The organism is Candidatus Kuenenia stuttgartiensis (assembly GCF_900232105.1).
Classification (GTDB): domain Bacteria; phylum Planctomycetota; class Brocadiia; order Brocadiales; family Brocadiaceae; genus Kuenenia; species Kuenenia stuttgartiensis_A.
Window position 1 is genome coordinate 1,838,036 of sequence record NZ_LT934425.1, and the last position, 26,893, is coordinate 1,864,928.

Sequence of the window (26,893 nt, forward strand, 5' to 3'; positions counted from 1 at the left end):
GCGCATAAAGAAAAACCCCGTCGGTAATTATGTGCAGGATGTAAGAATAATTTGATTATACATAGCTGTTATAATACCATGTATTTGGTTTAATTATAATCATAATAACGCCATTTATTTTACGTGAATGTACTGGAGGCTTTATGACAAAAGCATATTTAATTGTGGGCAGCGGGCCTGCCGGTATTACCGCAGCGGAGCGCATACGTAATCTGGACAGTGATGCGGAAATTATCGTAATATCTGAAGAAAAGACCCCCATGTTCTACCGTCCGAGAATTCCGGAATACTCTGTGGGAAAGATAGGCATTGAGGAGATTATGGTGAAAAAAAAGGATTTTTACGTGCAAAAAAAAATCCAACTTCATTTAGGAACAAGGGCAACAAAACTTGACAAGAAGAAGAGGGTTGTAGAGACATCTGAAAAGAATATCTATGGATATGATAAACTTCTTATTGCTACGGGAATCTCGCCAATAGAACCTAAATTTCCGGGAAGCCACCTCGAAGGCGTTTTTACTATGCATGATTTGATTCAGGCTGAAAGATTAAAGGTTGCCGTCAGGGATGCAAAACAGGTTGTTGTGGTTGGCGGAGGTCTTTTGGGCATGGATATGGCAGAAGAATTCAGGACAACAGGATTGCATGTTGTCTTTCTCGTAAGGAGAAATAGTTTAGGCGATCCCTTTTTTGATGAATATGGCTGCAAATTAATACGTGATGAATTTAAAAATATGGAGGTTGAAGTCATTACCAATGCAGAGGTTCAGTCACTCGAAGGGACAAACAATCAATTAGCATCGGTACTGTTAACGGACGGAAGAAGATTTGACAGTAATCTTTGTTTTATAGCAATAGGCGCAACCCATGCGGTTGACTGGCTAAAAGACAGCGGCTTGAAAATAGAGAATGGCGTTTTGGTTGACAGGTATCTGAGAAGCCATGATGACGATGATGCTGTTTTTTCAGCCGGTAATGCGGCGCAAATCATGGATCCTGTTTTTGAAAAACATATTGTTCAAACCAATTGGATAAATGCAATAGCGCAAGGCGACATTGCCGGCAACAACATGGCGGGAGGAGGGCTGAGGAAATATGAGACAACGTCAAATTATTTCAAGCGGGTAGGGGATCTTTTTTTTAATCTTATTGGAACAGGCAATCTACGGATGAAAGGGGGGAAAAGAAATTATTTCAAAGGAAAAACCCCGAAGGAATATGTTATGGTCACGACAAAAGAGGGAAGAGTTGTTGGTGCTGTTGTTTGCGGCCGACACAAAATCACCGTAAAATTAAAAGACTCAATAGAGAAGCAAAGTGATTTTTCAAATATGGATAAATTAATCGATCAGGAAGAAAAGAGCATAGAAGACCTGTCAAAATTGTTTTAACTTCTCAATAAATTGAGGAAAACACTCCCCCCGTCCCCTTTATTAACGGGGAATAAGGTAGAAATTATTATAAAAACCTCAACTTATTGAGAAGTTACAGATTATTTTAACAAGATTTCACGCTTGAATATAAATGGAAAAGCGGTAAAATCCAACGTAACACTATTTAATAATGATATTTGCAGAATTTGGGAGAATATTGATTGAGAACGCTAATAACAGGAGGTGCCGGATTTATTGGTTCGCATCTTTGTGATTATTTTATAGAAAAAGGACATGAAGTTCTCTGTATAGACAATCTTTTGACAGGCAGTCCGGATAATATTTCTCATTTAATTGGAAATAACCGTTTCCGGTTTATAAAACACAATGTAAGCGACTATATATACGTAGATGGTCGCATCGATAATGTATTGCATTTTGCTTCTCCCGCCAGCCCCTTTGATTATTTAAATTATCCCATACAAACGCTAAAGGTCGGCTCCCTTGGCACTTTGAACAGTCTGGGGCTGGCAAAGGCAAAAGGGGCGCGATTTCTTCTCGCCTCTACTTCTGAAACATATGGCGACCCCCAGGTACACCCCCAAAGGGAGGATTATTGGGGACATGTTAATCCGGTAGGTCCCAGGGGCGTATACGATGAGGCGAAACGATTTGCGGAAGCAATGACGATGGCATACCATCGATATCACAATATGGATACAAAAATAGTCAGAATATTTAATACCTATGGGCCGAAAATGCGCATTAAAGACGGGCGTGCCCTCCCTAACTTCATGTGCCAGGCAATAAGAGGCGAAGATATTACCGTATATGGAAACGGTTCCCAGACAAGGAGTTTTTGTTTTATATCGGATCTTGTGGAAGGCATTTACCGATTGCTGATTTCAGGGGAAAATAATCCTGTAAACATAGGGAACCCTGAAGAAATAACGATTTTGCAACTGGCAGAAATGATACTCTCTCTTACTAACAGCAAAAGCAAGATTGTATTTAAGGAACTTCCTGTAGACGATCCGAAAGTCCGGCAGCCGGACATATCCAAAGCCATGAGCCTCTTGCATTGGGAGCCAAGGGTTTCCAGGGATATTGGTCTGCAAAAGACCTTAAAATATTTCCAGGACACGTTGAACAAAAATAAATAACAGTAAATTCTATATGCGAATTATCTTCATATATGAATCAAGTTTTGGAAGAAATTTCGTGAACCATTGATTGCGCAGATTTTAACAAAGCAATCAGCACTACATTGTTGAGTGATTTTAATCTGTCCTTATAAATATGAGGCTTGTCCTCACATATCACTGAGGTATTTTTGTGAAAGTTATTGCGGTCTTTGGCAGTCCCCGCAGTGGTGGGAATTCTGATATAATACTCGATCATCTTATTAAGGGCATTGAAGCGAATGGCATATGCGTAGAAAAGATTATTTTGCGGAATTTGAGCTTCAGCCCATGTATTTCATGCGGAAGATGCATGCAAACGGGGATTTGTGCAGTTAATGACGATATGCAAAAAATATATCCCCGTATTGTTGAAGCCGGTGGCATAATCGTGGCGTCTCCCATTTATTTTATGGGCGTGAGCGCACAGCTAAAGGCATTTATTGACCGTTTTCAGGTATTTTGGTCGCGTAAATATATTTTACATTTCCCGGTAAGGAAAGATGGGGTTGCCGCTAAAGGTTTTTTTATTGCCACTGCCGCACGCCATGAGAGTGAGGAACTTTTTGCCGGGGCAATAAAAACAGTGAAATCTTTTTTTCACGTCATTGATGCGGAATATGCCGGTGATATGCTGTGTTCAGAACTGGAAGAAAAAGGGGCGGTATATAAAAAACAGGCCATCCTTAAACAAGCATTTGATACCGGCAAAACATTATTTATCTGATGTATTAGATTTTAATTGAGTAGTTTTATGGGAAATCAAAAAAGAAAACATCGTTGTCCGGGGGAGCCTTACGAGATCAGCGATTCAGTATGCAAAGGCCGGCAAGGGGTAAATTACCCAAAATGCAATGTATGTCTGGAAAAAGTAGAAGCGCAACACGATACTGAACAATCAAAATCAGAAACAACGGTATCAACGGGTATTTTCAAAAGTTATGATATTCGGGGAAAATATCCTTCAGAACTTGATGATCTGACTGCCCGGAAGATAGGAACTTCCATTGCCTTGTTTTTTAAAGAAAACAACCCTCGTTCAAAAAACATCGTTGTTGGCAGAGATATGAGGACTTCTTCCAGGTCATTGGCAAACGCACTTATCGAAGGCATTTGTTCCACTGGAACAAACGTGATAAATATCGGCGTTGTGCCGACGGAAATGACTTATTTTGCCGTGGGTTATTACGCTTATGACGGAGGCGTAATGGTAACGGCATCGCATAATCCCGCGGAATATAACGGATTTAAGATATGCAGAGAGCAGGCAATGCCGGTCAGTTTTGAAACAGGAATAGAAAGAATCGCAAAATTAACAAAACAATACCATCCGCCCCGCATTGACCAGCTTGGAAAGGTAATCTTAAATGATGTTTTTAAAGATTATAAAAAACATGTAATGAAATTTGCAAACAACCTAAGACCCCTTCGCATTGTTGTGGACGCGGGAAATGGTATGGCCGGAAAAATTATTCCTTTCGTTTGTGAAGGGCTTCCAATAGAAATTATTCCGTTATATTTTGAACTTGATGGGAGCTTTCCAAACCACGAGGCAAATCCACTCAAACCTGAAAATGTTGAAGATTTGCAAAACAAAGTAAAAGAAACAAAGGCACACCTGGGGGTTGCCTTTGATGGAGATGCAGACCGGTGTATTTTTGCAGATGAAATGGGGAGGATAATAGGATGCGATATTATTACCGCGCTGGTAGCGCAAAAATTTCTTAAACAGGAACCAGGCGCTGCGATTGTATATGACCTCCGGTCGAGCAAGGTCGTTCCGGAAGAAATAAAAGCCGCAGGTGGAATTCCCTGTCGCGAACGGGTAGGCCACGCATACATGAAAGCCGCCTTACGAGAAAAAAACGCACCATTTGGCGGAGAACTTTCCGGACATTATTATTTCAGGGATAACTACTATTCCGACTCGGGAATTATCATATTTTTTTTGATCCTGGAACTTTTAAGTTTAAGACGGGCTCCTTTTTCCAGCATACTCGCACCGCTAAAAAGATATTGCTCCTCGGGGGAAACAAATTTTAAGGTGAAAGAAAAGGATGCGAAATTAGAAGAAATTGTTAAAAAATTTCCTAACGCAAAAATAGACTACCTTGATGGAATTACCGTTGAATACAACGATTGGTGGTTTAATGTCAGAAAATCAAATACAGAGCCTCTTCTGAGATTGAATGTAGAAGGAAAAACACCGGAAATAATGGAAAAGGGGAAAAAAACGCTTACCAGCATTATTGAGGGGAGATAATGTACACACCAGCCTTTCTTATTCGACTTAGTTTTTCACAAATTGCCATGTATGCTGCGATTGCAGCCTTTTTCCTGCTGTCCCTCCCTCAATTTACCGGCATAGGAACAAACGCCGATGCGGAGGTCTTTGATATTAAATTTACAAATGGGAAATTATCCGTAAAACTGGAAGATTCCCCGCTGGAAAAGGTGTTAAAGGAAATTATGACGCAAAGCGGCGCAAGAATATGGCTGACCGATTCAATTGACACAAAAGTCACTATGGAATATCAGGATGTTCCTATCAGAGAAGGGATACGCAGGATTTTGAAAGACAAAAATTACGCCTTCAGTTATGATCCCAACGAATTAAAAGAAGGAAAAATATCAATAGTCAGCGCCAATAAATCGAAAGAAATTTACACGCCAACAAGCCAAAAACCACCAGAAAAATTAATCAAACGAAAAGATAAAAAAAAGAAAAAAGACCCTGAGTTTGAAGCGCTTGCCAAAGACGCATTGGAAAATGAAGATGCCGAAAAAAGGGAAGATGCTATAATAGCCCTGGGAGAAACTGAAGATAAAAAAGCAATAGAAATTATTGCTAAGGCATTGGAAAAAGATACAAATGTAGACGTACGGTTAAGCGCCATCGATGCATTGCTGGAAATAGATATAGATGACGCATCTATAATAAAACCAATTTCCAAAGCCGCTCTAAAAGACAAAGATCCGTGGGTTCGCGAAAGCGCCGTAGAGGCATTGGGCGAAATAGAGAGCAAGGAGGCTATAGAAATCATTAAGCAGGCGCTTAATGATGAAGATGGCTCCGTTCGGGAAATAGCACAGGAAATTCTGGACGATCTAAACAAGTAACCATTTTTGTTTTTTATATTGACATTCAATAAATAATCGTTTAAATTAACTAACGTTTATATTTTTAAACAGTAGAAATTGCACAATTTCTCACATCTCCCAATTGTGAGGCCCCGCTCCTCCCGCAGGTTTATTACCCTGCGGGAGGTTTTTTAAAAACATGGAAAAAAACGTTGCCTACTGGTTTGCAGTTCACACAAGATCTCGTCACGAAAAGCAAGTAGATTCCTTCTTAAGGGAAAAGAATATCAGCTCCTTCCTTCCACTAGTGAAAACAATCAGCCGCAGACGGGACAGAAAGAAATTTATTGATGTTCCTCTTTTTCCAGGGTATTTGTTTGTCAATATAACACTGGATAATCTATATGAAATAAAAAGCACACGGGGAGTGGTAAGGATTATTGGCAACGAGGATGACTTTATTCCTTCTCCTATTCCGGATGCAGAAATAAACAATTTAAAGACCTTGATAAACAGCAATGTTGCGATAGACCCTTACAAATATTTGCAAAAAGGCACGAAGGTCCGGGTTGTTTCAGGCCCGCTCATTGGTTTAGAGGGACTACTGGTCAAAAGGAAGACGAATTATCGCGTTGTAGTTTCTATAGACATTTTGCAAAAATCTACGTCAGCAGAGATTAGCATAGCGGATATTGAATCAATTGATTAGTGTTGCCTCAAATTAATACCGGTAATCTTTTTTCAGATTAAAATCAGATAGATAATAAATAAAGATGTATGGCAAACGACGAAGAAATCACACAATATAATATCCTTGAAAAATTGTCGGACAGCGACCGGATTTCCCAGCGCCAATTATCCACGCAGTTGGGCATTAACGTTGCTTCTATAAACTTTGCGATAAAAAAACTTACAAAGAGGGGGTTGATAAAAGTTTTGGGTACAAACCCAAGAAAGATTCGCTATATTTTAACTTCAAAAGGGATTACAGAAAAGACGCAGATTGCCTATAATTTTTTAAACAGAAATTTTCGTTTTTACAAGGCGGTGAGAAAAGATGTTGAAAGCAAGGTACAAGAGATCCCTTTTAACGGTCAAACCCGTGTTGCACTTTATGGCGTTACTGACCTTATGGAAATTGCGTATTTAGTGATCCAGGATAAAGAATTAGATCTGGTCGCTGTGGTTGATGATGAGATGAAGATTCGAATTTTCGGTTACCATGTCATCGGACTCGAAGAAATAAGTATCTGCTCTCCAGATTACCTGCTTTTAACAAAAGAGCCGGATATTGCTGCTGTAAAAAAATATGTACCGGATTCAGTCAAAATTGTAGATATACGGGTATAACGCCTCCCCCCCCGGTTTCAGCCGAGAATGCATACCAACGCACATGTCTGTTTGTTTGTAGGTTAACTTGCCCAATTTGAGCCAGAAAATAACACTATAATGGAACAATGGCTACTTATTTTATCTTCTGCGCTTATAGCATCTGTTGTTGCTGCAATTGCCGGTACGGGTGGAGGTATAATTTTACTTCCTGTTTTGGTCGCAATATTTGGGGTGCGCGATGCTGTTCCGATGTATGCCGTTGCCCAGCTTGTTGGCAACCTGAGCCGTGTTGGATTTAACCGGCGATTTATACAACTTCCTGTCGTTTTTTGGTTTGTTGCCGGAGCCATTCCTTTTTCCATTCTAGGCGCCTGGCTTTTCACCAAATTACCAGATACCGGTCTTCTCAGGATTTTGGGTGGCTTTTTAATCTGTTCCGTCATTTGGCGGCATTGGCGCGGACGTCTGATCACAGGATTCCGCCCGCATTGGTTTGCCCCCATTGGGTCCATGTTTTCTTTGGTTTCTGCAATTTCCGGCAGTGCCGGTCCTTTTCTTGCGCCGTTTTATCTTTCATACGGGCTCATCAAGGGTGCGTTCATCGGAACCGAGGCTTTAGGGACTGCGGCAATACACGTTGTAAAGCTTGTCTCTTATCAGAGTTTTGGTGCGATTTCATCATCTACCTGGGTATGTGGGCTTTCTATTTGTCCGGTAATGGTCATTGGCTCCTTCGTTGGAAAGAGCATATTAGAGAGATTATCTATTCAGGTATTTATGAGGATTATCGAAGTTGTGATTACCGGATTTGGACTATGGTTTCTCATAAAATGAAATTTTGGCAACACTTTGGTTTTTTGAAAATTTACTTGTTACGATTTTTTTTAATCTGTGTAAGCGGTGTAACCTGTGTAATCTGTGGTTCATCTTTCATATTTCGTATTTGTTTGGCACTGGTTTGTCTATGTTATGGTTGGGCGAATTATCGCTAAATTTCATTTAATTTGCTTTATTAATTTTGTATTATATTAAATACATTTTGTTTCATTTTTTTATCCATTGCTAAAAAAACTTCAATACTCATCAGCATCAATAGTAAACATAAGCAAAAAAAACAATGACCAAAAAAAAGAGAAAATACCTTTCTCCGGTAATGCTGGAGCATAAGGCCAGAGATGATTTTGAGAAAAAGAGATACCGGGAGGCAATGGAGAGTTTTGAAGAACTTTATTGGATGGACAATGAAAAATATCGTAGCGAACTCCTGGCCAGTTATCGTGCATTAGCGGATACATTTATTCAAAACAAAAAATGGGAGAATGTTGAGGATATTGTAGTTAAGATAAAAGAGATAACAGGCGGAGAATGCGATGATTTGTTAGCGGTAAAAATAGCAATTAAGAGGGGCGATTATGCCGCTGCGGCAGATGAGTATATTTCCCTTTTGTCGAAAGGCATAGAGGCGCCGGGCATTAACGAAATTCCAGGGATGGCAGATGCAATAGTCTTGCGTTTCCATGACAGTTCTTTTTTTAAGTCATACAATCCGGAAATATATAAAGAAATAATTGCGATACACAAGGCGCTGGAGAATATTGCACATGAACGTTATGATGAAGCCTGGGCAGAAGTAAAAGAGATAGGACGAAACTCCGTATTTTCGCATTGGAAGTTATTTATAAAAGGGAGTATTGCCTTTTATACAAATGAGGATGAAAAGGCGAAATTGGCTTTTTCCCTCATATCCGCAGACACGCTGTTGCACGATACCGCAAAGGCGTTTATGGTACTCATGGATAATACGCAGCAAAAATTGCCTGAGACTCTAAGCAAAAAGACTTTAAGGAAGATATGCTATTTGTCGGGATATCCAGAGCTTGCGCATGTATTGCCCGATGCGGATTATTTTTGGGAGGAAGGCGATCATCTTAATTCATACAGGTATATTCGTAACGGACTTTCGGATTTTCCTTCAGAGGAAACAGGCATTGTTGGCACCCTTACCAGGTTTTATTTCAGTAGTATTTACTATATGAGGGCAGATGATGCCGAGGACTTTATAGAAGGTATTATAAACAACCGCTCATTAACTGCTCAGGGAAAAATTGAAAATTTGCTCATAAAAAAAGCCGAATGTTTTCTCTCTAGGGGCTGGCGATTAAGTGATCTGGAATATGCAGGTATATGGGAAGATTTTCTCGATGTATATAAAGAGGTTTATGGCGAAAATAAAAAAATTGAAGCCATTGTGTACGCACATTTGGGGGGGAGTTTTGCCGTCGAAGAAAAAAATGAACCTTCCCCTTTTCATTGGATGGAACATAGGGAAGATGAAGTCTGCTTCCGAAATGCAAAACTCGCCGAACGCTATTTACTAAAGAGTATTGACCGTGACGAAGGCAGCAAGGATGCCTGTTTGCAATTATTAATAGTGTACGGGAAAACCCGCAAACTACAGAAGTTAAACAGACTGTTGGATAAACTGGTGGCTATATTCCCCGAGGACCCTTTTATATTAACCAACGCGGGGATTAGCTGTGTTAATCGCAATGTATTTGCGAAGGGAATAAAGTATTTGGAGCAGGCAAACCGCCTTGATCCGTTAGATAGCAAAATTAAGAAACAGTTGGCTCTGGCATATCTGCGAGCTGCCCCGCTAAATTTTGATAAAGGGCAGATACCACAGGGCAGAAAAATGTATGGCAAAGCAATTAACATTGGAATAAAAAGTTCGCATGATTTTAACAGAGGGATTGCCTATATTTACGCACGATGGTCTGGTCTTGAGTTTAAAAACCAGAACAAAGAGCGGGGGAATGAATTATTTCATTTGGCGCTAAACAACACAGAGAGTCCCTTCCCGCTTATTTATTTTACACAGTTGGTATACCGGTGTTATGGTGTGCCTGATATATATATACAAAAACGCTACGACGAGCTTGACAATGCATGGCGCAACGCACCCACCCCCGCCAATGTTGCTTTATTAATAGATATTTATTCTTATATATCGGAGATTAGCAAACCCCAATGGCTGGTTAGTGAAAAAAAAAGGATTGTTGAATATGCGTTTAAAACATTATGGGCGCCATGTTCCGAAACAGATGCATCAAGGATCGTAAAATTTGCATTACAAGAGAAAGAATTTAAACTCGGGGAAAGATATATTGCAAAAATGTTGAAGGAAGACAAAGAAGCCCCATTATTTCTTTACCATAAACTTACCTTAAGAGAGTTAGGCAAACGAGTAGTCCCGACAGAAAAAACCCTTCAGGAACTTGAACATATACTGCTTTTGGCGGAAAAGAGAAATAATTTGCAGTTGGTGCGTGAATTGAAAAGTGAGGTGGAGAACTTACGGGAATTTTTAGAGACTAAGAATATTTTGAATGGCCCCTTCCCCAAGGATATGCTTGATGCTTTCGACGAGGATGGCGACTCCGGTTTCGATATAATAAAAAGAATATTTGAAGGAATATCTCCATCAAAGAGGGCGCACAAAAAAAAGAAAAAATAGGATAACCATTAGTACTTTATCGTAACTATTACATTGTTTCGTTAAAATGTGTACGTAAAAAAATGTCATCGCGAGGAGTGTAGCGACGAAGCAATCTCTTGTTCCCAAAAGACTTAAGATTGCTTCGCTGTCGCTCGCAATGACGGTATCAATGTAGATATTTTAATGAAACGTTATACTATTCAGCGCAAACGATACACGGCTCGTTTCCAAACAGATACTTCACTATGTTCAGTACAAGGTTTGGAAACGCGTTACGTTCTGATCTCCGGTGGTTTAATAAATTACGCTGAATAGTTACACTTTATCAGTAATTTCTTTGCGTTTTTTGGCAAAATATTTAATAGTGAAACACGAAATGCTAAATACGAATCCACCCCCTTACCTCCTCCAAAGTGGGAGAATGTTCCCCGTCGGCGGGAGTAAGGGGGTGGATTTTGGAATTTGTTTCGTATTTCGTATTTTTTATTTCTTGCTATGCCAGCTTAGGTAATTATCAGATTTCAGATTATGGAAAGCAAAAGGTGATGAAAAATGACTCCGTATGAAATTTTAGGTATTGGCCTCTCAGCAGACGATGCGACGATCCGTAATGCTTATCTGGAGTTGGTAAAAAAACATCCGCCAGACAGGGCGCCGGAAATGTTCAAAAAAATTGCCAATGCATATGATCTGATACGGGATGAGAGAAAACGGTTGCACTATTATGTATTTAACAGAGATATGCCAATTAATCGTCCATTTGAGGCATTATTGCTGCATGCGGGAGTAACGAATAAGCGAAAACCCCCAAGTTTTGAAAGATTGAAGGAGCTGCTTAGTGATGTTTGATGAATCCCGAATGTGTGCATTTCAGGTTTTTTATAAATAATAATTTAGAGCAATTTTAATGGCGAACACTAATAAGATCCCCACTTTCTACTCAGATTTTCGAAGAAGATTGGTTAATTTTCTGGCAAAAGTTTTTTTCTCAGGTAGGTTACAAAAAAATGATAATATGCGCATCACGAAACCCGAAACCTCGATTCCGATGAAAGATGAATCCCAAATCCCGAATTCCCGGATTCCGGTTTCCGAAGAGGAATCTCTAATCGAAATCCAAAACCCCGAAATCCTGAATGTCGAAGATCTCGCCGGTAAAAATGAACCGGTAAATACAGACATTTGTTTAGAACTCCGGAAGACGGAAATGGAACGTGATTTCAGGCAATGGTTAAATGAATTATCTGAAATCCCCCGCGTAGAATTTACGGATGATGAACCGGATATCTATTCTTTCTATGAGGAGCTTTGTGTTCTCAGAAATGAGGTGAGAAAAGGCGGGCGGAGAAATCATGACGTTTTAACACGGTTTGGAGAAAGTCTGGCGGGTTTTCAAAATGTCCTTGTTGATATACAAAACCGGCTGGGTCAGGCAGATGCGAGAAAAAAGGAAGAAGAACTGCTTGCAAACAAGCGCCGTTTTCTGGCAGTGATTGATGTCTTTGAACGGATGGGAAGATTAAAAGAAAGATTATATACCCCGCCGAAAAAAAAACTTTTTAAAAATTACGGTAATTGGGAAAACGTTTGGAATCGGTTCCGGGAAGGTTTTGAGATTACGTATAGTTATTTAGAAAATTTATTGAAAAATGAAGGTATTACAAAAATGGAAACGCTCGGCAGATTATTTGATCCAGGCCAAATGAATGCAGTTGCCGTTGAGTATACGGACAAACATTTGCCTCATATGGTGATAGAAGAAATATCGCCTGGTTTCTTACAGGGAGAACGAGTTATTAAACTGGCAGAGGTAAAGATATCAAAAACGCAGGGGAGGGTATAGCATGGAAACAATAGTTGGGATAGATCTTGGCACCACGAATTCAGAGATATCCATTTTGGAGAATGGAAAACCAAAGGTTATTCCGGTGGACGATGATCTGATTATGCCGTCATGTGTCGGCATTGATATTACAGGCAAGCTTATTGTAGGGAAAACGGCGAAAAACCAGGCAGTTTCGAGTCCCGAATCTACAATCTTCTCCATAAAAAGAAAAATGGGCGAGGATGTCAAGGTACGTTTGGGGGAAAAGGAGTTCCGTCCCGAAGAGATATCTTCTTTCATCCTGCTTACGCTTAAAAAACACGCCGAAAAATATCTTGGCAGTGAGATTAAAAAAGCGGTTATTACCGTTCCTGCATATTTTGACGACCGCCAAAGGAATGCAACCAGGGACGCCGGACTGTTAGCCGGCCTGGATGTGGTAAGGATTATCAATGAACCTACATCTGCGGCTATTGCATACGATGCCGGTCACCCTGAAAATCACAAGCTTCTTGTTTATGATCTGGGAGGCGGCACGTTTGATGTGTCTCTTGTCGTTGTTGAAAATGGGGTAGTAGAGGTGCTGGCAAGTCACGGCGATACCAAATTAGGCGGAGATGATTTTGATCAATTGTTGTTCAATCATGTATTGCAGGTGTTTAAAAAAGAACATGGCGTCGATTTAAATGAAGATATAAGGGCAAGAAGAAGGCTTCTTAATACCCTGGAAAAGGCAAAACGTGAGCTTTCTGACCACCCTTTTGCGAAGATTAGAGAAGAATTTATTAGTAAGGAACTGCACCTTGAAATGGAGATATCCAGGAATGATTACGAGTCCATGATACGTCCGTTGTTGCAAAAAACATTGGACTGTATCCATATGTGCCTCAAGGATGCATCATTCATCCCGGGCGATATCGATAAGGTAATATTAGTCGGCGGTTCAACACGGACTCCTTTAGTCCACGAAATCATTACAAAGGAGATTGGAATAGAACCGCATTATGAAATCAACCCCGACCTGATAGTATCTATGGGGGCGGCAATACAGGGGGGTATTATTGCCGGACACAAAACGCAATCCATCCTTGTGGATATCACTCCTTACACCTTTGGCACCAGCGCTGTCGGAGACTATGACGGGGCAATTCATCACAATGTGTTTGTTCCTATTATCAAACGCAACACACCCCTTCCCGTGAGCAAAGGCGAAGTATTTGGCACTATGGTTGATAATCAGGAGGCGGTAGAGGTCAATATTTATCAGGGAGAAGAACCGCTTGCAGAGGACAACATTTTTATCGGCAATTTCATGGTTCAGGGGCTGAGCGAGGCACCCGCCGGGAATAAAATCATTTTAAACCTTGAACTGGATATTAACGGGATTCTGAAGGTTACTGCGGTTGAAAAAAATACGGGACTCTCAAAGGAAGTCACAATGGATACCAAAGACGTTGAATCAAACTTCAACATCATTGAGTCGCAAAAGAATGTTGCTTCGCTGTTTTCAGAGGAAGAATTTGACAGCGAAGAGTTTAAGCTTATAACGAAAGAGGATGGAGGCCATGAAGCTCCTGCAGAAGAAAGTGATGCCATTGCCAGGACTAAAGACTTGAGAAGGCGCGCCGAGAAACTTATGGACTCAATATCCCTGGAGGACGAAAATGATATTCGCAATTTACTGGAAAAGAGTGAAAAGGCTGTAAACGAACATGATCTCGTGGAGTTGTCGGAGATAAATGAATCCCTTGAAGACATTATATTTTATTTGGAGGAGTGATGGAGATTCAATGTCCTTCCTGCAAAAAGATAAATCCGGACTCACCGGAATGTGTAAGGTGCGGCTGTGAACTGGAATTATTAAAAACAATCCGGCAGGCTGCAGAAAAGGAAGTTTCACTGGGCAGGGAAAAGCTGGAAACGGGGAATGCAGGAAAGGCGCTAGACCATGCTACACGGTCATGGCGTTTAAAAAAATCAACCAATGCCGCAAGGCTGGCATTTCTGGCAAATGTTGCAGAAAAAAGATATGAGGACGCCATGCAATGGCATTGCCGGACCAAAAATCACTGCCATAGTGAAGAAGACTAATTCACTGATTGCGAATAGCGTAGGGGCGAAGCATTTACTATAAATTGTCATAAATGCGTTCATACCCAAACGGGCAAATGCTTCGCCCCTACTAAATTGTTACGATAGTTTTCCTGTAGTTCAGTAGTGTTTTTACCGCAACCCAAATAATGCCGAAAGAAAGGCCGAGAAGTACAACATCTGCAATAATAAGCGGCACATTGCCCTTTGGTATAAACTGGTGAACAAGCATTCCAACGAGCATTGTCAGCGTAGTGATGATCATAAATACCGCGGGTATTGCCGTGAGCCATAGATTCCTTCTTTTTGACAGCAGCCAGAATGAAATTATTATTAAGGTAAATGCCGCAAGAAGCTGGTTGCTCGTCCCGAAAATTAACCATATATTGCTTACCGTATTTTTGTATGCAAGCCCGATCATTAAACCAACCGCCATCCCCGAATTTACCCAATAATATCCAAGCATCTTCGGTGTGCGTTGAAAAACCGTTCTCCATAGTTCTTCAAAAAGATAGCGGTTTAATCTTACGGAGGTATCAAGAGTTGTAATGACAAATCCCTCTAAAAGAAGCATTCCGAAGAGGATCCCTAAAGGCAACGGCAATCCTAGCCCGATGTGAAGAGAGCGTCCGAGCGCAAGGGCAAAGGTTAATATCGGATTACATTTAAATCCTGATTCTTCAGAGGGAAATACAAGCTGTTTATACTGGACCATATCGAGTCCCATAATAACGGTAATGATAACACAAAGGGCAAGAAACGATTCCAGAAGCATCCCATAATAGCCCACCGTATGCGCAGCGCCTTCGGATTTGATTTGTTTTGCGGTGGTGCCGCCGGCGCAAAGTGCGTGGAATCCGGAAATAGCCCCGCACGCAATAGTGATAAAAAGTCCGGGCCACAGGAAACCGAGATACAATGCACCTTCTTTCATATTATTTGCCGGGAAATTTACTTCAACACCCCGTATCCCGGATGCAATAATTCCCAGAAAAAGCAATATCAGACCGATATAGAGAAGGTGCACATTAATAAAATCCCTCGACTGCAAAAATAACCAGACGGGTACACCGGCCGCAACGATGGTGTACAGGGAAATGAGGAACATCCAGTGTTTTGGTTCCATGGTTATCGGCATATAGATTCCGGCGGCAACCGAAACAATACAAATAAAAATAGCGAAAAGAGCGCATTTTATGACAGAAACGTTGCGTTTAATGTAAAGATAGCCCATCAGCGGCGCAAAAACGGTGACAATAATAACCGACATCGATGCTATTCCGCCGATAAGCACCTTGCCCCCTGCTTCATCTGCCCACCGAAAGAATTTCTGGTCTTTGCTGAGACCGATATGTGTACTATCAATGATTGAAGTCAGGGCGGTTGCGGATGCGTTGAGAAATGTTGCATTAACCAGAACCAGCATGACGATGGCGAAGGAAATGATCATAACAAACGCGGCCGGGCCAAATGACTTTCTGGCGATTTCGCCAATAGATTTCCCCCCTTCCCGCACACTTATAAAGAGAGCGGAAAAATCATGGACGGCGCCGAAGAATATCCCGCCTAGTAATATCCATAACCATGCGGGACCCCATCCGTAGATTAGTGCCATAACAGGGCCTATTATTGGCCCTGCTCCGGCAATTGCCGCGAAATGATGCGCAAAAACGATAGGGGTTGCAGTGGGCACGTAATCGCGTCCATCATTTATTTCTACCGCAGGGGTTTTTCTTCCGGAATCGACTCCCAAGGTATTTGATACGAATCTGGAGTAAAATCTACCCGCCAGCAAAAAGCAGACAACGGAAATGCACAGAATAAAAATGGGATTCATTGGTATGTTTTTTCGTAATATAAGTTAAAAAAATATGAGAACTACTATTCAGGTTTTGATAATAGCATCTTTTCCGTAACTATTCAGCGTAAACGATACACGGCTCGTTCCCAAACCTTGTACGGGGTGTAAATCTTCTCAACGCGTCCTGCCACCTTTTGTAATTGCTGATAGAGCTTCTCTATACCCTCATCATAATGCTCAATAACACTCGACGGCAAGGTTACTACAAGACAAATCTTTTCTAATGCGCTTACCGCCTCGGCAAGTTCCTGCATAAAGGCCTTGTTAGCATTTTCCCCTCTTTATCTCAATAATCCTTTGAGCTGCTTCATCTAAATCCATATCATAAAGCACAAGCGCCTCGTCTTCGTCAAAATTTATCTCAAAAGTTTTCTCTATTTCATACATTGGCTTAGTATCTTCGATTGTATCTGGGGGATTAACCGTTGACCACATACAACACATTTGGTGTGAGTCCGGGTTATGCTTATACTTCTTCTGATATTTTTTGTAAATTTTGTATAGCTTTGCGTATGTTTCTTTATATTCGTTGTCCATCTTTATCCTCGTATATCTTATGACTTCCGCTCTGTCGGGAAAAGTAAAATCCGGCTCTTTCTAATGCCTTGATTGTGTCTCCTGCGGTGACTTTTGGCAACTTCTCTGTCATACTGATACTTCCATGAGGGTCAAACTCACAGAGTCAGATTGTTGAATATCTTCACCGCTTGCGATTCTATCTTCTATATGAAGCCTTATAGCGTCTTTGATATTTTCCAATGCCTCATTATAAGTATTTCCCTGTGCATAGCAACCCTAGGATTCAGGACAAAAGGCAAAATAACCGTCACTGTCTTTTTCGATTATTACTGAAAATTTATATGTGACCATATGTTCGACCCCCTACATTACCGGAATTTTTCAAAAACCCAAATTATTGCCATGAATTAATACCTTCGTACTACTATCCATCAATTTCTTGTTTTTTATGCGTGTTTTTCATGCCGCCATTTCCGTAAGTGCTTTAATATCAAGGGCTGAAGCGGTCATCAGTGAACAAGAGAACTTCTGGCCTTTCTCCGTCAAAACATAGCGGTTGGCCCTCGGAACTTTGCGGATTAGACCGTGTGCCCGCAGCATCTTTATCCGTCGGGTCGTTCGTCCGGAATATTTCTTTTGCTGATCCTTGCCGGATTGTTCGGATTCCCGGTAAAGCCACTTACGCAAATCATGGTTGCGGAATCCATTTATCGCGTTTTCGCCTTTGGACAGGAACATCAGCATCTGGTAATCATCCTGCTGCCAGGGATTCAAACCTCGATACCTCTTGCCCTCTTTGACAACCTTGTTACAAGCGCTGCTCACCACTTCTTTCAGTTTCTCCTCTACCTGAGCCGCCGCCAAAGCATCCCCATAACGATCATTGCATTGTTGGCTCACCTCACACCGTCGATGAAGATCGCTTACGCCCTTACGCATCTTCTGCCATGACGCCGGTTTGCCTTCATCATCATTGGGACTCCGAAAGACCTTAAAGTCCCGCGTATTATTGATCGTTGTCTCAATACGCAAGAGACTACCGCTCTTGTTATACATCTTCACTGAATTATAATTCACACTGTGCTTGACCCGTATACCTTCATAGCGTCTTCGATAGTCGCTGATAACCTCATCAGGGGCAGCGCCTGCAAGGTTACGCCTACCCAAATACTTCATCACCGAAGAACTGTCGCAAACCCGCATCGCATGATGAACAAACGATGGAAACAACTCCTCCAATGCCTCAACCGATTTAAACATGATGTCCGTCGCCCACTCCGTCTCATCCGCAGACCAGTAATACTCCGGTTCCAACGGACGAAGAATCTGCGACAATGCCGGGCAACTGCCCAACGCAAGCCCGTTCAGCAGCTTCGCCCAGTCAGTCTTAAGCTGCTCATGGAGCAGAACCTGCGCAGCCGCAATATCCTCTATACGCACAAAACAGTTGCCGTCCTTAACATAATCAATACCTTGCTTCTGAAGTTGCCGCTCCAGCCAATGACGACCATTGAGACAAATGAAAATATTAAACGGCGCCCAACTCTGGATACGAACATGACCAAAACCAAACACTGGATCGTTAAAATAATGATACACAAAGACACACTTGCGGGGCGCCATTACCAACTCGAGCTTCTTGCTGGCCTTGTTGCCCTTGACCATCGGCGCAATACAAGGCTCTACCACACTCAACAGGCAGATGGAACCTTCCGTAATCCTCTTATCCGCCGCGATCTGGCGAGCCAACTTCTCCTTATCAACACCGCTGCTCATCAAATACCGCACCTCGATACCCAAATCTTTCGCCCGCGATTCACAACTGTCTCGCACCTGTGCCGTAAGCCCATTGACCCAACCGGAAAAATCCTTAAGCAGAATTCTCGCTTGGTTCATGAATGTTCCCATCCCACGCTCACTGGCCAACCACCGCAATGTCCCGCGAAAACGAATCCTGTCCAGACCGCTTATTGCACCCACGATCCTGTCTCGATATAATTCCATCAACTTATTCATAAGTAGTGTCCTCCAAATTGTCTGATTACTATTTACGAGGATACTACTATACTTTATAATAAACTAAAAATCACCTTTTTGGTTGCGGCCAAAGGCCGCGCTAGGTTCTTCGTGTCCTCTGTAGTTTATCCTGCTATACGACATCATTCACTTTAAAATATTTTCTACAAATTTCTATTAATTGATTATACAATTCTTCATTGTCACTTACACACCATTCCTTTTTGCGCTCTTCATTCATGAAATATATATTCCCATCATCCCATCCGTATAACTCTTTAAATTCTTCCTTGTTTTTCATGCCGTTACCATCTTTTTATTACCCACCTTACATCAACTTGTTAGATCAGATAACGAAACTGGCTTTATATCAAAAGCAAACTTGGTTGCACTCTTAGGCACTGTAAATAAATAAAGGTATCAAGTAGATCAATTTCATGCTCTGGAAACATGCAATCAAGGCTTCAAAGTGAGACGTTAATTTATTTACAGCGCCTTAACGGCGTGCATGTACGTGACAGCGCCGCCGAGAATTCTTGCGATTTCTCGACGTTTAGCAAAGAGCATCCTGCAACCGAACACTATTCCCGTGATGTTGCCTGGTAAATCATGTATTTGATTTCCTTTGTTGACTAGGATGCGCCACTCTCTCTCATATGACCAAAGCTTTGATTTTGTAGTCAATATCTTTGAGACAACCTTTTTATCTCCCAATTCGATGGGTTTAATTGTTGGAAGATTATCATCATACAGGACAGGCATACAATAATCCCAATTCCCCAATTCGTTAGAATCGGTTCGCTCAAATTCGATACAAAAACCAGTATGAGACTCTGAATAGTGCGACCACATCAAGATATTATCGTTAATCTCGCTAAACGGAAGCACCCCCATTTGTTTCATAGCTCTTATCGCTGTTTCGAGCGATACTTCATCTATCGGAAATCCATTTATATGCATTTCAGAAAGGTGAAAACTAAACTCAAATGGATCGTTTAATTTTTCTGCAGTTGAAAACCAAATCATTTTGTTTTTCAATATGTCGAGTGAACGATCGTAGAACCTTACATACTTGTATAGTTTATAGATGCCGATCTCATTGCAATTTGTGCAACGCAAACGACGCTTTTGAAACTCAGTTTGGCAGTTTAAACACTTAATCGTAGGTTCCGGCATTTGATTTCAAGGTCTCTCTTCGTACAAGTATTGCTGCATAATATTTATCTTTATCCCACAATTGCCCCACATGTTATTTTGTGATATAGCAAATATCAATCACAATCAGCAGGATTATGCTGAAAACCGAAAGATTTTTCATCTGAGAGATAACAATCCCCTGATTCCCCCTTTATTAAGGGGGACCTTAAAATTTTCCCCTTTGTTGAGAGGGACTTAATTGAAATCCCCCTTAACAAAGGGGGATATAGGGAGTTGTGTTTTTTTTCATTAAAGCAACTTCTTTTGTTTTGGCGTTGACGATTATTTCGTTATTTCATCCCTCAATCTTTCCTTACCAGCAAGAAGTCCATCCAACAGTTTCTTCTCCTTACTCTCAGAAGTCTGAAAGATAAGAATAAGGCACGTTGTCGTAATAGGGTGGGTCAGTAAAAACGGCATCAAAGAAATTATCTTTATAAGGCAGGGCAGTTGCAGATGCTTGAATAACAGCAACATGACTGTCCTGTGCAGGTTTAGATTTGAATCCTGAAGCCCAATGTTCCAGTTGGTGGTAATAGCTCATACTGTAAACCCTTTGCTTATAATAACAACGGCATAGTATCAACCTCGTTTATCCGCGTCAATTAATATCTATCTCATTGCACCACTTATTGTTCTAGCCATCCATTATAGCGTATTTTCTTCGTAACTTATTGGAAATATAGGACGTCATAGGTAAAAATAGTTTAATCTTCTTGAATGTCTTAGAATTATAGAAATGATAATTTATACATATACATTTATAGGTTTTTAAATTGTTTTAAGCCACTTGTTGTATACCCCTCCCTGCATACACCCTTTCGGGTCTACCCATTTTAGGGTATTGAAAAAAAAAGAAATTAGTTTAAAAATACTATTAATACCTTTTTTTATTAAAAGTATATTTATACTCAGGGATCTCCTAAAATGTGATTTGCGAAATGCTATAACTATTTATATTAACAAAGGTTAAATATATGTTAAAAATCACTGTTGGTGAACCCTTACGGTATATATGCTTTTTGTAATCATAAAGTCACCACTGTTGTTTTGTTAAATAAATTTACATCATTACTGTTTTAAACGAAAGGAGGCGTTGCATCATGAAGTATCATGCACTGTTTTTTTGCCTATTAACCGTGGGCGTTGTTGTAAATGTTCCTGTAAACTCTAAAGTGATTATGGCACAAGGGAAAGCAATGGAGCACGAAGAAGTTATAGCGCCAACAAAGGAATTAATGAAAGAAATAGAAAATCGGTTAAATAATATGTTGTCGGGAATTCTGGAGAATAATTTGAAATATGTTGCGAATGAAGCTGGTGCGATTGTTGATAAAAGCTACAAAATAAACCAGATTTTCTTTGATTTTAACAGGAAGGGAAATGACTGGTTTAAACGTGCAGGCATCGATCCGGCTGATACCGGGGAGATTGCAAAACGAGAAGAAGAATTTACATTATATCAGAGTGGAATAGTGTATAAGGCCTTGAACGTTCGAAAAATGGCCATGTCCGGGAATCAGGAAGAAACCTTAAGGGCATTTACGGATATGATTGAAACAACCTGTTTTGCTTGTCACAGAAAAAATAGGGACTGGCTGCTTGACCAACCAGGAAGTCACGGCCCTGGCAGGTAAAACGAAAGACTATGAATAAATATCTTCATGATTAAATTTGTCTAAATGCAGGAAAAACGCTGTTTTCAGGTTTACAAGAGTTTAATAATTATTGAATAATGACACGAGCATTAAACACTTTTGCTTCTTTTCATACATAAAATTTTCATAAGGAGAAAATGCATATGAGAAAAAAGGGTAAAAAACGAGCAATTATGGTTATTGTATCTTTTATAGCTTTAATAAGTGTTTTAGGTGTATTCATGGGTGGTATTGTTTCGGGAAAAGATATTGAAAAAAAACATAAGGCAGAATATGCACCAATAAGGTCGTTGATGTTTATAATAAGTTCTCATACATCAAATATTCTGGATGCTATCATGATGGGTGATTATGATTCGGTGAAAAAGGAAGCAGACATCGTCGTTGAGAAAAGCGAGAGCTTGTTGAGAAGTTTTTTCCCGGAAGGGGAACCTGTTGGTAAATGGATGGAAGGCTCTGGTATTTCAGGTTTAGATCAAAACAATCCAAAGATGGTACAGGCGGTGAAAGAGGATGTTGAAAAATACATACTCAAGATCACCAGCTCGGCAAAAAAAATAGCAGAAATTTCTACAAAACAAAATATTGCAGAGACGTATAATAGCTTTGATTTGATGCTAAGGGATGCTTGCTTTAAATGTCATGAGACCTATCGTTCCAAGTGGCCTGAATGGCCTGAATGGATGCAGATAGGCGGGGGATAAAAAAATTTAAGAAATCGTAAAAACCTTTTTTATGTTCTGCTGGAACATAGAAGGGAGGAGCAATGAGACCCGAACAAATAGAGCTGGTTCGGAAGACATTTGCAAAAATTCAACCTGTTTCCTACAAAGCAGCGGAAATGTTTTACAGGCATTTGTTTGAGACAGACCCTTCATTAAGACAACTTTTTAAAAGAGACATAAAGAAACAAGGGCGTATGCTCATGCAAATGATTGACTTTGCAGTCAAAGGTTTAGACGACCCGGAAATAATCCTGCCTGCAATTCAGGCGCTGGGAAAACGTCATGTTGGATATGGAGTAAAAGAAGAGCATTATGAAACTGTCGGCAATGCTTTGCTTTGGACTTTAGAGCAGGGTTTGGGAGATGCTTTTACCTTGGAGGTAAAAGAAGCATGGAGTGAGGCGTATAAATTACTGGCAGGTGTAATGATCGAAGCTGCAAGTGGCAGCAAATGCACCTAACTTTCGTTCTTTGAAAAAACATGGGCGAAGCATTTGCCAATTTGGGTATTTGCGTATTAATGACATCTTATAGCAAATGCTTCGCCCCTATATTAAAAATTCATTAATAAGGTTTCCTTACACCATAATTTTTTGTTTACTTTCTTCGACTGCAATTACCGTCCCGCAGCCGATTTCTTCATCTGTTAAGTAGCATGCGGGGTCATGCTCCCATATATCGCCGTAGAATGCCTCTGCCCTTGCTCTAAAGTTTCCTCCGCATATATTCAGCCATTTACACAAGGCGCAACGCCCTTTTATATAGGGGTTTTTATTTTTAAGTTTTGCCATTAGTTCATTTGATGTATCTTCCCATATTTCGCTGAACTTTCTCTTTCTCACGTTTCCAAAGGAATATTGCCTCCAGAATTGATCTGCGTAAACCTCGCCATCCCAACTAATACAGGCCAACCCTTTGCCGGAGCTGTTTCCCTCGTTCCACTGAAGAAGTTCCAATACATCCTTTGCCCTCTTCGCATCTTCTTTCAACAGACGTAAGTAAATATACGGGCCATCCGCATGATTATCTACCGTAAGCACTTCTATCTTCTTACCTTTGTCGTGGGATTCTTTTGTTTTATTTATTATTAAATCTACGACTTTCCGCGTTTCTTCGTGAGAAAGATCCTCTTCGATCAAATTGGAACCTCTTCCCGAGTATACCAAATGATAAAAACATACCCGTGGTATATTTTCCTTTTCAATAAGGTGGAATATCCCAGGGATATCATGCGCATTGCGCTTATTGATTGTAAAACGAAGTCCAACTTTTATGCCGGCTGCCATACAATTTCTTATGCCTTCTATTGCCAGGTCAAATGCTCCCGGAATGCCCCGAAAACGATCATTTGTTTCCCTAAGTCCGTCCAGACTGATCCCAACATAAGAAAGGCCGAATTTTTTCAGTTCATCCGCCTTTTCTTTCGTAATCAATGTGCCGTTAGTACTTATTACCGCCCGTAATCCTTGCGCTTTGGCATATTCTATCAATTCCAGAAGGTCTGGGCGCATGAGTGGCTCTCCACCGGAAAAAAGAATCACCGGGGCGCCGTACTCAGCTATGTCATCCAACATTGCCTTTGCCTCTTTTGTTGATAATTCATTTGGATATTCGATATCTTTCGATTGAGAATAACAATGTACGCATTTTAAATTACATCTTTGGCCTACATTCCAAACAACAACGGGTTTTTTATCTTTTGAAAATTGCAATAAATGTGACGGAAGTTTTTTGGATTCTCTTCCATATCTTAAAGCATCAGAAGGTTCAACCGTTCCACAATATAATTTTGATATACCAATCATATCTTTCTCCTGTTAATACGAAACATACACAACAACGACTAACAACACCTACTTTAAAATAGCATTATTTTCGCAGTATATATTTCTCTCTACGATGAATAAATTATCATTTATGTAATAATTTTTATTCTAACAAAATAACGTCCATAAATATATTCTAAAATCTACTGCCCAACTGCATAAAGGCGCCAGTCGGCGCAGCCAATGTAAATATTGTTTCGGGAATCTATTGCCGGCGAAGAAAGCAATGAGTTTTTAAAATCAAGTTTCCACTTAAGAGAGCCGTCTTTATTTATAGCGTATAAATTACCATCCCATGACCCGACATAAATAATGTCCTTTGCATCAACCGTTGGAGTTGCGGTGACAGGTTTATTTGTTTTAAACTTCCATTTTAAACTTCCATCATTCTTCACTGCACATACACCGCCATCGTGTGTGCCAATGCAAATTGTTCCATCAGAGCAGAGTACCGGCGAAGAGTGCGTGCGGGAGTCAAGATCAAATCCCCATTTCAGGGTACCGTCCAGATTAACTGCATATAATTTTCCAGTTACATCGGCAATATATATTACACTGTTGCCAATTGCGGGAGAAGCGTCTATTTTGCCTTCTGTCCGGAATTTCCACATCAAACCACCATCCCTTTTAATGGCATACAGGTGTTTATCCCACGAGCCGACATAAATTGTATTATTTTGCCCGATAGCAGGAGAAGATGCAATAATTGCAGATCCTGTCTTAAATTTCCATAAAAGCTTTCCCTGAGCATCGACCGCATAAAGATTGCCATCATAGGCGCCAAAATAAATATTGCCCTCTGCATCAATAACCGGCGAGGAATGGATGGACGTATTTGTGTTGAATTTCCATTTCATTTTTCCGTAAGCATCAACTGTATAAAGATTTCCATCAACCGCTCCAAAATAGATGTCTCCGTTTTCCCCCACCGCGGGCGTTGCAAAAATCTCATCTTCCGACTTAAATGCCCACAAAACATTCCCTTCAGGGGCTATTGCTAACAAATTACCATCCGTGCTTGTTATATAAATATTTCCTTCTTTAGAAATTACCGGAGAAGACCATATCTCACCGGCGCTGGAAACATACCACTTTATCTCGTTTTTAAAAGGCCCATCGAAAGGCGTTTTGCCAGTCCTTTCTCTGTTGTATTTGAACATGGGAAATGCACTGTTGGCATCTGTTGCGTAAACATTCCCGCTATCGACATAATCGCATATCACAATAGTGCACAGAATAAAACAAAATATGCGTATCAAGTCCTTTGCCGGATTATTTTCTAATTTCATTTATTTTTTTTCCTTATTTAAATTAGGTTGGGTTTTAAAAAACTAAAAACCTTACAACAAATGAGGCTAAAATAGCGGCTTTTAGTGCTGCAGACAGGAGGAAAACCTTGGCTATACACCTTGTTTTGTCCTACCGAGAACGCAGGTAGAACCTGCAGGGATAAGATATGCAAAATATGCTGGATACCGATATAAATAAAAGGGGAAATCCACTGCTATTAAATGTCAGGGATAATCAATTCCTGGCCGGCCTTTAATACATTTGCATTTTTTATATTGTGTTTATTTGCCTCTAATATTTTTTTCCATTTTGATCCGTCTTTATAATGCTTTAAAGCAATTTTATACAATGAATCTCCCGCCTGCACGACGTGTTTCTTTGCGGCTGTTGTTTGTTCAGTTACTTCATGCGCCACCAAACGCGTACTTCTTTCATCTGATACCTGCGCAGGGATTTCATTTTTATTTGGTATAATGAGTTCCGTACCCACGCGAAGATTGTTGCGGTCATAAATCCGATCCTGGTTTGCATTAAAAATCAGCAGCCATTTATTATCATCGCCATAATATTTCCTGGCAATTTTATGCAGGGTGTCCCTCTCTTGCACCTTATATATCACGACGTTTGGGTTTTGCGACGATTCTGATTCTGCGGGTAGAATGCTTTTTCCCTGATACTCGTGTTCCCGGCTTTTGATAGCCTGTTTTTGACTGCCTGCCGCAACTTTGTTTTCGGCATTGCCTGCATTCCTCAATTCACCCTCAATTACATAGTCTTGCTCTTCAACTGCCGGTTCCTGTCCAATGTTTTCTCTTTTTGGCTCTACCCCTCCACGGATTTCGTCCTCCTTCTTTGCCAGGTCTTCGCCTTGTGGAGATAAGCCTTCCGGATGCTTAGGAAGTTCATTCAGACTTAATAAATCCCGTGATACATCACCATCTATTTCCGGAATGGGGATAATAGGCTCTTTTACATTGGTTCTTGTGCTAAGAAAAACTCCGATAATTGCAAGAATAATCACTCCCAAGATAACGCCGACCTGCACATCTCTTTTCATAATTTTTGTCCCTTTCTTTTGCCGCAATAGGAATGAATACTTAAAAATCAACGCAGAACCATGTCTTGCTTTTTGTTAAAATGTTATTTCGTCCATCCAATACTATAGCCAAACAAATATGATTTTAGAAATTTTGCGATAAAATGGCTTTCTAAAAAACAGATTTATCTGACTAAGCATACTATCAAACATACCCCTTAATCTCCTCTAAGAAGAGGAGCCGGGGAGTGTGTAAATTTTTCGAAAAATTTAATATAATCTCTTAATATCTATAGGGTGGGTTGGCGCACGGGCAACCTTGTTTGTCCGTGCGCCAACCCACCCTTAATTTACCCTCTCAGCAGGGACTTTTTATATTTTCC

Annotated in this window: 26 protein-coding genes and 2 pseudogenes; 16 read left to right on the forward strand and 12 right to left on the reverse strand. The window is 40.5% G+C overall.

All coding sequences use genetic code 11. The annotated features are described in order from the left end of the window. Positions 1 to 143: 143 nt before the first annotated feature. The 13 genes from KSMBR1_RS08405 (at position 144) to KSMBR1_RS08465 (ending at position 14,382) form a co-directional block, all read left to right on the forward strand. A complete protein-coding gene (locus KSMBR1_RS08405; RefSeq protein ID WP_099324913.1) occupies positions 144 to 1,391 on the forward strand; it encodes an NAD(P)/FAD-dependent oxidoreductase in 1,248 nt (415 codons plus the stop codon). A 203-nt stretch (positions 1,392 to 1,594) separates the two neighbouring features. Then, positions 1,595 to 2,536 carry a UDP-glucuronic acid decarboxylase family protein gene (locus KSMBR1_RS08410; RefSeq protein WP_099324914.1) on the forward strand — a complete coding sequence of 314 codons (942 nt, stop codon included), beginning with the start codon at positions 1,595 to 1,597 and terminating at the stop codon, positions 2,534 to 2,536. Positions 2,537 to 2,708: 172 nt separating this feature from the next. Then, positions 2,709 to 3,281, forward strand: coding sequence for a flavodoxin family protein (locus KSMBR1_RS08415; RefSeq protein WP_157820483.1), 573 nt, complete (start codon positions 2,709 to 2,711; stop codon positions 3,279 to 3,281). A 27-nt stretch (positions 3,282 to 3,308) separates the two neighbouring features. Beyond that, the gene (locus KSMBR1_RS08420; protein ID WP_099324916.1) at positions 3,309 to 4,817 is read left to right on the forward strand and encodes a phosphomannomutase/phosphoglucomutase; all 1,509 of its coding nucleotides are present in this window, start codon (positions 3,309 to 3,311) and stop codon (positions 4,815 to 4,817) included. Further along, positions 4,817 to 5,674 (forward strand): HEAT repeat domain-containing protein, encoded by an 858-nt coding sequence (locus tag KSMBR1_RS08425; protein ID WP_099324917.1) that lies wholly within the window; start codon positions 4,817 to 4,819, stop codon positions 5,672 to 5,674. The genes KSMBR1_RS08420 and KSMBR1_RS08425 overlap by 1 nt, the downstream gene beginning before the upstream one ends. Before the next feature lie 160 nt (positions 5,675 to 5,834). Next, positions 5,835 to 6,344: a transcription termination/antitermination protein NusG gene (gene nusG / locus KSMBR1_RS08430; protein ID WP_099324918.1), complete on the forward strand. Its 510-nt coding sequence runs from the start codon at positions 5,835 to 5,837 to the stop codon at positions 6,342 to 6,344. Positions 6,345 to 6,412: 68 nt separating this feature from the next. Beyond that, the gene (locus tag KSMBR1_RS08435) at positions 6,413 to 6,985 is read left to right on the forward strand and encodes a winged helix-turn-helix transcriptional regulator (RefSeq protein ID WP_099324919.1); all 573 of its coding nucleotides are present in this window, start codon (positions 6,413 to 6,415) and stop codon (positions 6,983 to 6,985) included. 99 nt (positions 6,986 to 7,084) lie between these two features. Then, entirely contained in the window at positions 7,085 to 7,801 is a 717-nt protein-coding gene (locus KSMBR1_RS08440) for a sulfite exporter TauE/SafE family protein (protein ID WP_099324920.1), read from the forward strand. A gap of 283 nt (positions 7,802 to 8,084) precedes the next feature. Next, the gene (locus tag KSMBR1_RS08445) at positions 8,085 to 10,484 is read left to right on the forward strand and encodes a tetratricopeptide repeat protein (protein WP_099324921.1); all 2,400 of its coding nucleotides are present in this window, start codon (positions 8,085 to 8,087) and stop codon (positions 10,482 to 10,484) included. A gap of 534 nt (positions 10,485 to 11,018) precedes the next feature. Further along, the gene (locus KSMBR1_RS08450) at positions 11,019 to 11,315 is read left to right on the forward strand and encodes a J domain-containing protein (protein WP_099324922.1); all 297 of its coding nucleotides are present in this window, start codon (positions 11,019 to 11,021) and stop codon (positions 11,313 to 11,315) included. Positions 11,316 to 11,481: 166 nt separating this feature from the next. Then, positions 11,482 to 12,309 carry a nucleotide exchange factor GrpE gene (locus KSMBR1_RS08455; protein ID WP_157820484.1) on the forward strand — a complete coding sequence of 276 codons (828 nt, stop codon included), beginning with the start codon at positions 11,482 to 11,484 and terminating at the stop codon, positions 12,307 to 12,309. A gap of 1 nt (position 12,310) precedes the next feature. Then, positions 12,311 to 14,071, forward strand: coding sequence for an Hsp70 family protein (locus KSMBR1_RS08460; RefSeq protein WP_099324924.1), 1,761 nt, complete (start codon positions 12,311 to 12,313; stop codon positions 14,069 to 14,071). Continuing rightward, positions 14,071 to 14,382 (forward strand): hypothetical protein, encoded by a 312-nt coding sequence (locus tag KSMBR1_RS08465; protein WP_099324925.1) that lies wholly within the window; start codon positions 14,071 to 14,073, stop codon positions 14,380 to 14,382. Before KSMBR1_RS08460 ends, KSMBR1_RS08465 begins: the two co-directional genes overlap by 1 nt. 91 nt (positions 14,383 to 14,473) lie before the next feature. Here KSMBR1_RS08465 and KSMBR1_RS08470 read toward each other — a convergent pair whose 3' ends face one another. The 9 genes and pseudogenes from KSMBR1_RS08470 to KSMBR1_RS08505 form a co-directional block, all read right to left on the reverse strand. Then, positions 14,474 to 16,219 (reverse strand): carbon starvation CstA family protein, encoded by a 1,746-nt coding sequence (locus KSMBR1_RS08470; protein WP_099324926.1) that lies wholly within the window; start codon positions 16,217 to 16,219, stop codon positions 14,474 to 14,476. A gap of 83 nt (positions 16,220 to 16,302) precedes the next feature. Next, a complete protein-coding gene (locus KSMBR1_RS08475; protein ID WP_099324927.1) occupies positions 16,303 to 16,497 on the reverse strand; it encodes a hypothetical protein in 195 nt (64 codons plus the stop codon). 10 nt (positions 16,498 to 16,507) lie between these two features. Continuing rightward, positions 16,508 to 16,780, reverse strand: a complete 273-nt coding sequence (locus KSMBR1_RS08480) for a hypothetical protein (RefSeq protein ID WP_099324928.1) — start codon at positions 16,778 to 16,780, stop codon at positions 16,508 to 16,510. Beyond that, a complete protein-coding gene (locus tag KSMBR1_RS08485) occupies positions 16,764 to 16,892 on the reverse strand; it encodes a type II toxin-antitoxin system HicA family toxin (RefSeq protein WP_099324929.1) in 129 nt (42 codons plus the stop codon). Before KSMBR1_RS08485 ends, KSMBR1_RS08480 begins: the two co-directional genes overlap by 17 nt. Beyond that, positions 16,889 to 17,026: pseudogene (locus KSMBR1_RS23345) on the reverse strand (type II toxin-antitoxin system HicB family antitoxin); the annotation flags it as partial. The pseudogene KSMBR1_RS23345 and the gene KSMBR1_RS08485, both read right to left, overlap by 4 nt. 195 nt (positions 17,027 to 17,221) lie before the next feature. Then, complete coding sequence (locus KSMBR1_RS08495) at positions 17,222 to 18,778, reverse strand: hypothetical protein (protein ID WP_099323647.1); 1,557 nt, start codon at positions 18,776 to 18,778, stop codon at positions 17,222 to 17,224. Positions 18,779 to 18,911: 133 nt separating this feature from the next. Continuing rightward, positions 18,912 to 19,079: a hypothetical protein gene (locus KSMBR1_RS20940; protein WP_157820485.1), complete on the reverse strand. Its 168-nt coding sequence runs from the start codon at positions 19,077 to 19,079 to the stop codon at positions 18,912 to 18,914. 185 nt (positions 19,080 to 19,264) lie between these two features. After that, a complete protein-coding gene (locus tag KSMBR1_RS08500; protein WP_157820486.1) occupies positions 19,265 to 19,804 on the reverse strand; it encodes a DUF2971 domain-containing protein in 540 nt (179 codons plus the stop codon). Between the two features lie 529 nt (positions 19,805 to 20,333). Continuing rightward, positions 20,334 to 20,561: pseudogene (locus KSMBR1_RS08505) on the reverse strand (methyltransferase domain-containing protein); the annotation flags it as partial. Between the two features lie 517 nt (positions 20,562 to 21,078). Here KSMBR1_RS08505 and KSMBR1_RS08510 point away from each other — a divergent pair. The 3 genes from KSMBR1_RS08510 (at position 21,079) to KSMBR1_RS08520 (ending at position 22,819) form a co-directional block, all read left to right on the forward strand. Next, a complete protein-coding gene (locus tag KSMBR1_RS08510; protein ID WP_099324932.1) occupies positions 21,079 to 21,612 on the forward strand; it encodes a cytochrome c in 534 nt (177 codons plus the stop codon). A 164-nt stretch (positions 21,613 to 21,776) separates the two neighbouring features. After that, positions 21,777 to 22,337: a cytochrome c gene (locus KSMBR1_RS08515; RefSeq protein WP_099324933.1), complete on the forward strand. Its 561-nt coding sequence runs from the start codon at positions 21,777 to 21,779 to the stop codon at positions 22,335 to 22,337. 62 nt (positions 22,338 to 22,399) lie between these two features. Continuing rightward, complete coding sequence (locus KSMBR1_RS08520; RefSeq protein WP_099324934.1) at positions 22,400 to 22,819, forward strand: globin family protein; 420 nt, start codon at positions 22,400 to 22,402, stop codon at positions 22,817 to 22,819. Between the two features lie 117 nt (positions 22,820 to 22,936). On the opposite strand, the gene ahbC is transcribed toward KSMBR1_RS08520, so the two are convergent. The 3 genes from ahbC to KSMBR1_RS08535 form a co-directional block, all read right to left on the reverse strand. Continuing rightward, entirely contained in the window at positions 22,937 to 24,163 is a 1,227-nt protein-coding gene (ahbC, locus tag KSMBR1_RS08525; RefSeq protein ID WP_099324935.1) for a 12,18-didecarboxysiroheme deacetylase, read from the reverse strand. Positions 24,164 to 24,327: 164 nt separating this feature from the next. Continuing rightward, entirely contained in the window at positions 24,328 to 25,473 is a 1,146-nt protein-coding gene (locus KSMBR1_RS08530) for an outer membrane protein assembly factor BamB (protein WP_099324936.1), read from the reverse strand. A 218-nt stretch (positions 25,474 to 25,691) separates the two neighbouring features. Next, positions 25,692 to 26,531, reverse strand: coding sequence for a LysM peptidoglycan-binding domain-containing protein (locus tag KSMBR1_RS08535; protein WP_099324937.1), 840 nt, complete (start codon positions 26,529 to 26,531; stop codon positions 25,692 to 25,694). Positions 26,532 to 26,893 lie beyond the last annotated feature (362 nt).

Bases quoted from the DNA above. Each gene is read 5' to 3' on its own strand.
- KSMBR1_RS08405 (WP_099324913.1), top strand. From the start codon at position 144: ATGACAAAAGCATATTTAATTGTGGGCAGCGGGCCTGCCGGTATTACC.
- KSMBR1_RS08420 (WP_099324916.1), top strand. From the start codon at position 3,309: ATGGGAAATCAAAAAAGAAAACATCGTTGTCCGGGGGAGCCTTACGAG.
- KSMBR1_RS08425 (WP_099324917.1), top strand. From the start codon at position 4,817: ATGTACACACCAGCCTTTCTTATTCGACTTAGTTTTTCACAAATTGCC.
- nusG (WP_099324918.1), top strand. From the start codon at position 5,835: ATGGAAAAAAACGTTGCCTACTGGTTTGCAGTTCACACAAGATCTCGT.
- KSMBR1_RS08435 (WP_099324919.1), top strand. From the start codon at position 6,413: ATGGCAAACGACGAAGAAATCACACAATATAATATCCTTGAAAAATTG.
- KSMBR1_RS08440 (WP_099324920.1), top strand. From the start codon at position 7,085: ATGGAACAATGGCTACTTATTTTATCTTCTGCGCTTATAGCATCTGTT.
- KSMBR1_RS08445 (WP_099324921.1), top strand. From the start codon at position 8,085: ATGACCAAAAAAAAGAGAAAATACCTTTCTCCGGTAATGCTGGAGCAT.
- KSMBR1_RS08450 (WP_099324922.1), top strand. From the start codon at position 11,019: ATGACTCCGTATGAAATTTTAGGTATTGGCCTCTCAGCAGACGATGCG.
- KSMBR1_RS08455 (WP_157820484.1), top strand. From the start codon at position 11,482: ATGCGCATCACGAAACCCGAAACCTCGATTCCGATGAAAGATGAATCC.
- KSMBR1_RS08460 (WP_099324924.1), top strand. From the start codon at position 12,311: ATGGAAACAATAGTTGGGATAGATCTTGGCACCACGAATTCAGAGATA.
- KSMBR1_RS08465 (WP_099324925.1), top strand. From the start codon at position 14,071: ATGGAGATTCAATGTCCTTCCTGCAAAAAGATAAATCCGGACTCACCG.
- KSMBR1_RS08470 (WP_099324926.1), bottom strand. From the start codon at position 16,219: ATGAATCCCATTTTTATTCTGTGCATTTCCGTTGTCTGCTTTTTGCTG.
- KSMBR1_RS08475 (WP_099324927.1), bottom strand. From the start codon at position 16,497: ATGCAGGAACTTGCCGAGGCGGTAAGCGCATTAGAAAAGATTTGTCTT.
- KSMBR1_RS08480 (WP_099324928.1), bottom strand. From the start codon at position 16,780: ATGGACAACGAATATAAAGAAACATACGCAAAGCTATACAAAATTTAC.
- KSMBR1_RS08485 (WP_099324929.1), bottom strand. From the start codon at position 16,892: ATGACAGAGAAGTTGCCAAAAGTCACCGCAGGAGACACAATCAAGGCA.
- KSMBR1_RS08495 (WP_099323647.1), bottom strand. From the start codon at position 18,778: ATGAATAAGTTGATGGAATTATATCGAGACAGGATCGTGGGTGCAATA.
- KSMBR1_RS20940 (WP_157820485.1), bottom strand. From the start codon at position 19,079: ATGAAAAACAAGGAAGAATTTAAAGAGTTATACGGATGGGATGATGGG.
- KSMBR1_RS08500 (WP_157820486.1), bottom strand. From the start codon at position 19,804: ATGATTTGGTTTTCAACTGCAGAAAAATTAAACGATCCATTTGAGTTT.
- KSMBR1_RS08510 (WP_099324932.1), top strand. From the start codon at position 21,079: ATGAAGTATCATGCACTGTTTTTTTGCCTATTAACCGTGGGCGTTGTT.
- KSMBR1_RS08515 (WP_099324933.1), top strand. From the start codon at position 21,777: ATGAGAAAAAAGGGTAAAAAACGAGCAATTATGGTTATTGTATCTTTT.
- KSMBR1_RS08520 (WP_099324934.1), top strand. From the start codon at position 22,400: ATGAGACCCGAACAAATAGAGCTGGTTCGGAAGACATTTGCAAAAATT.
- ahbC (WP_099324935.1), bottom strand. From the start codon at position 24,163: ATGATTGGTATATCAAAATTATATTGTGGAACGGTTGAACCTTCTGAT.
- KSMBR1_RS08530 (WP_099324936.1), bottom strand. From the start codon at position 25,473: ATGAAATTAGAAAATAATCCGGCAAAGGACTTGATACGCATATTTTGT.
- KSMBR1_RS08535 (WP_099324937.1), bottom strand. From the start codon at position 26,531: ATGAAAAGAGATGTGCAGGTCGGCGTTATCTTGGGAGTGATTATTCTT.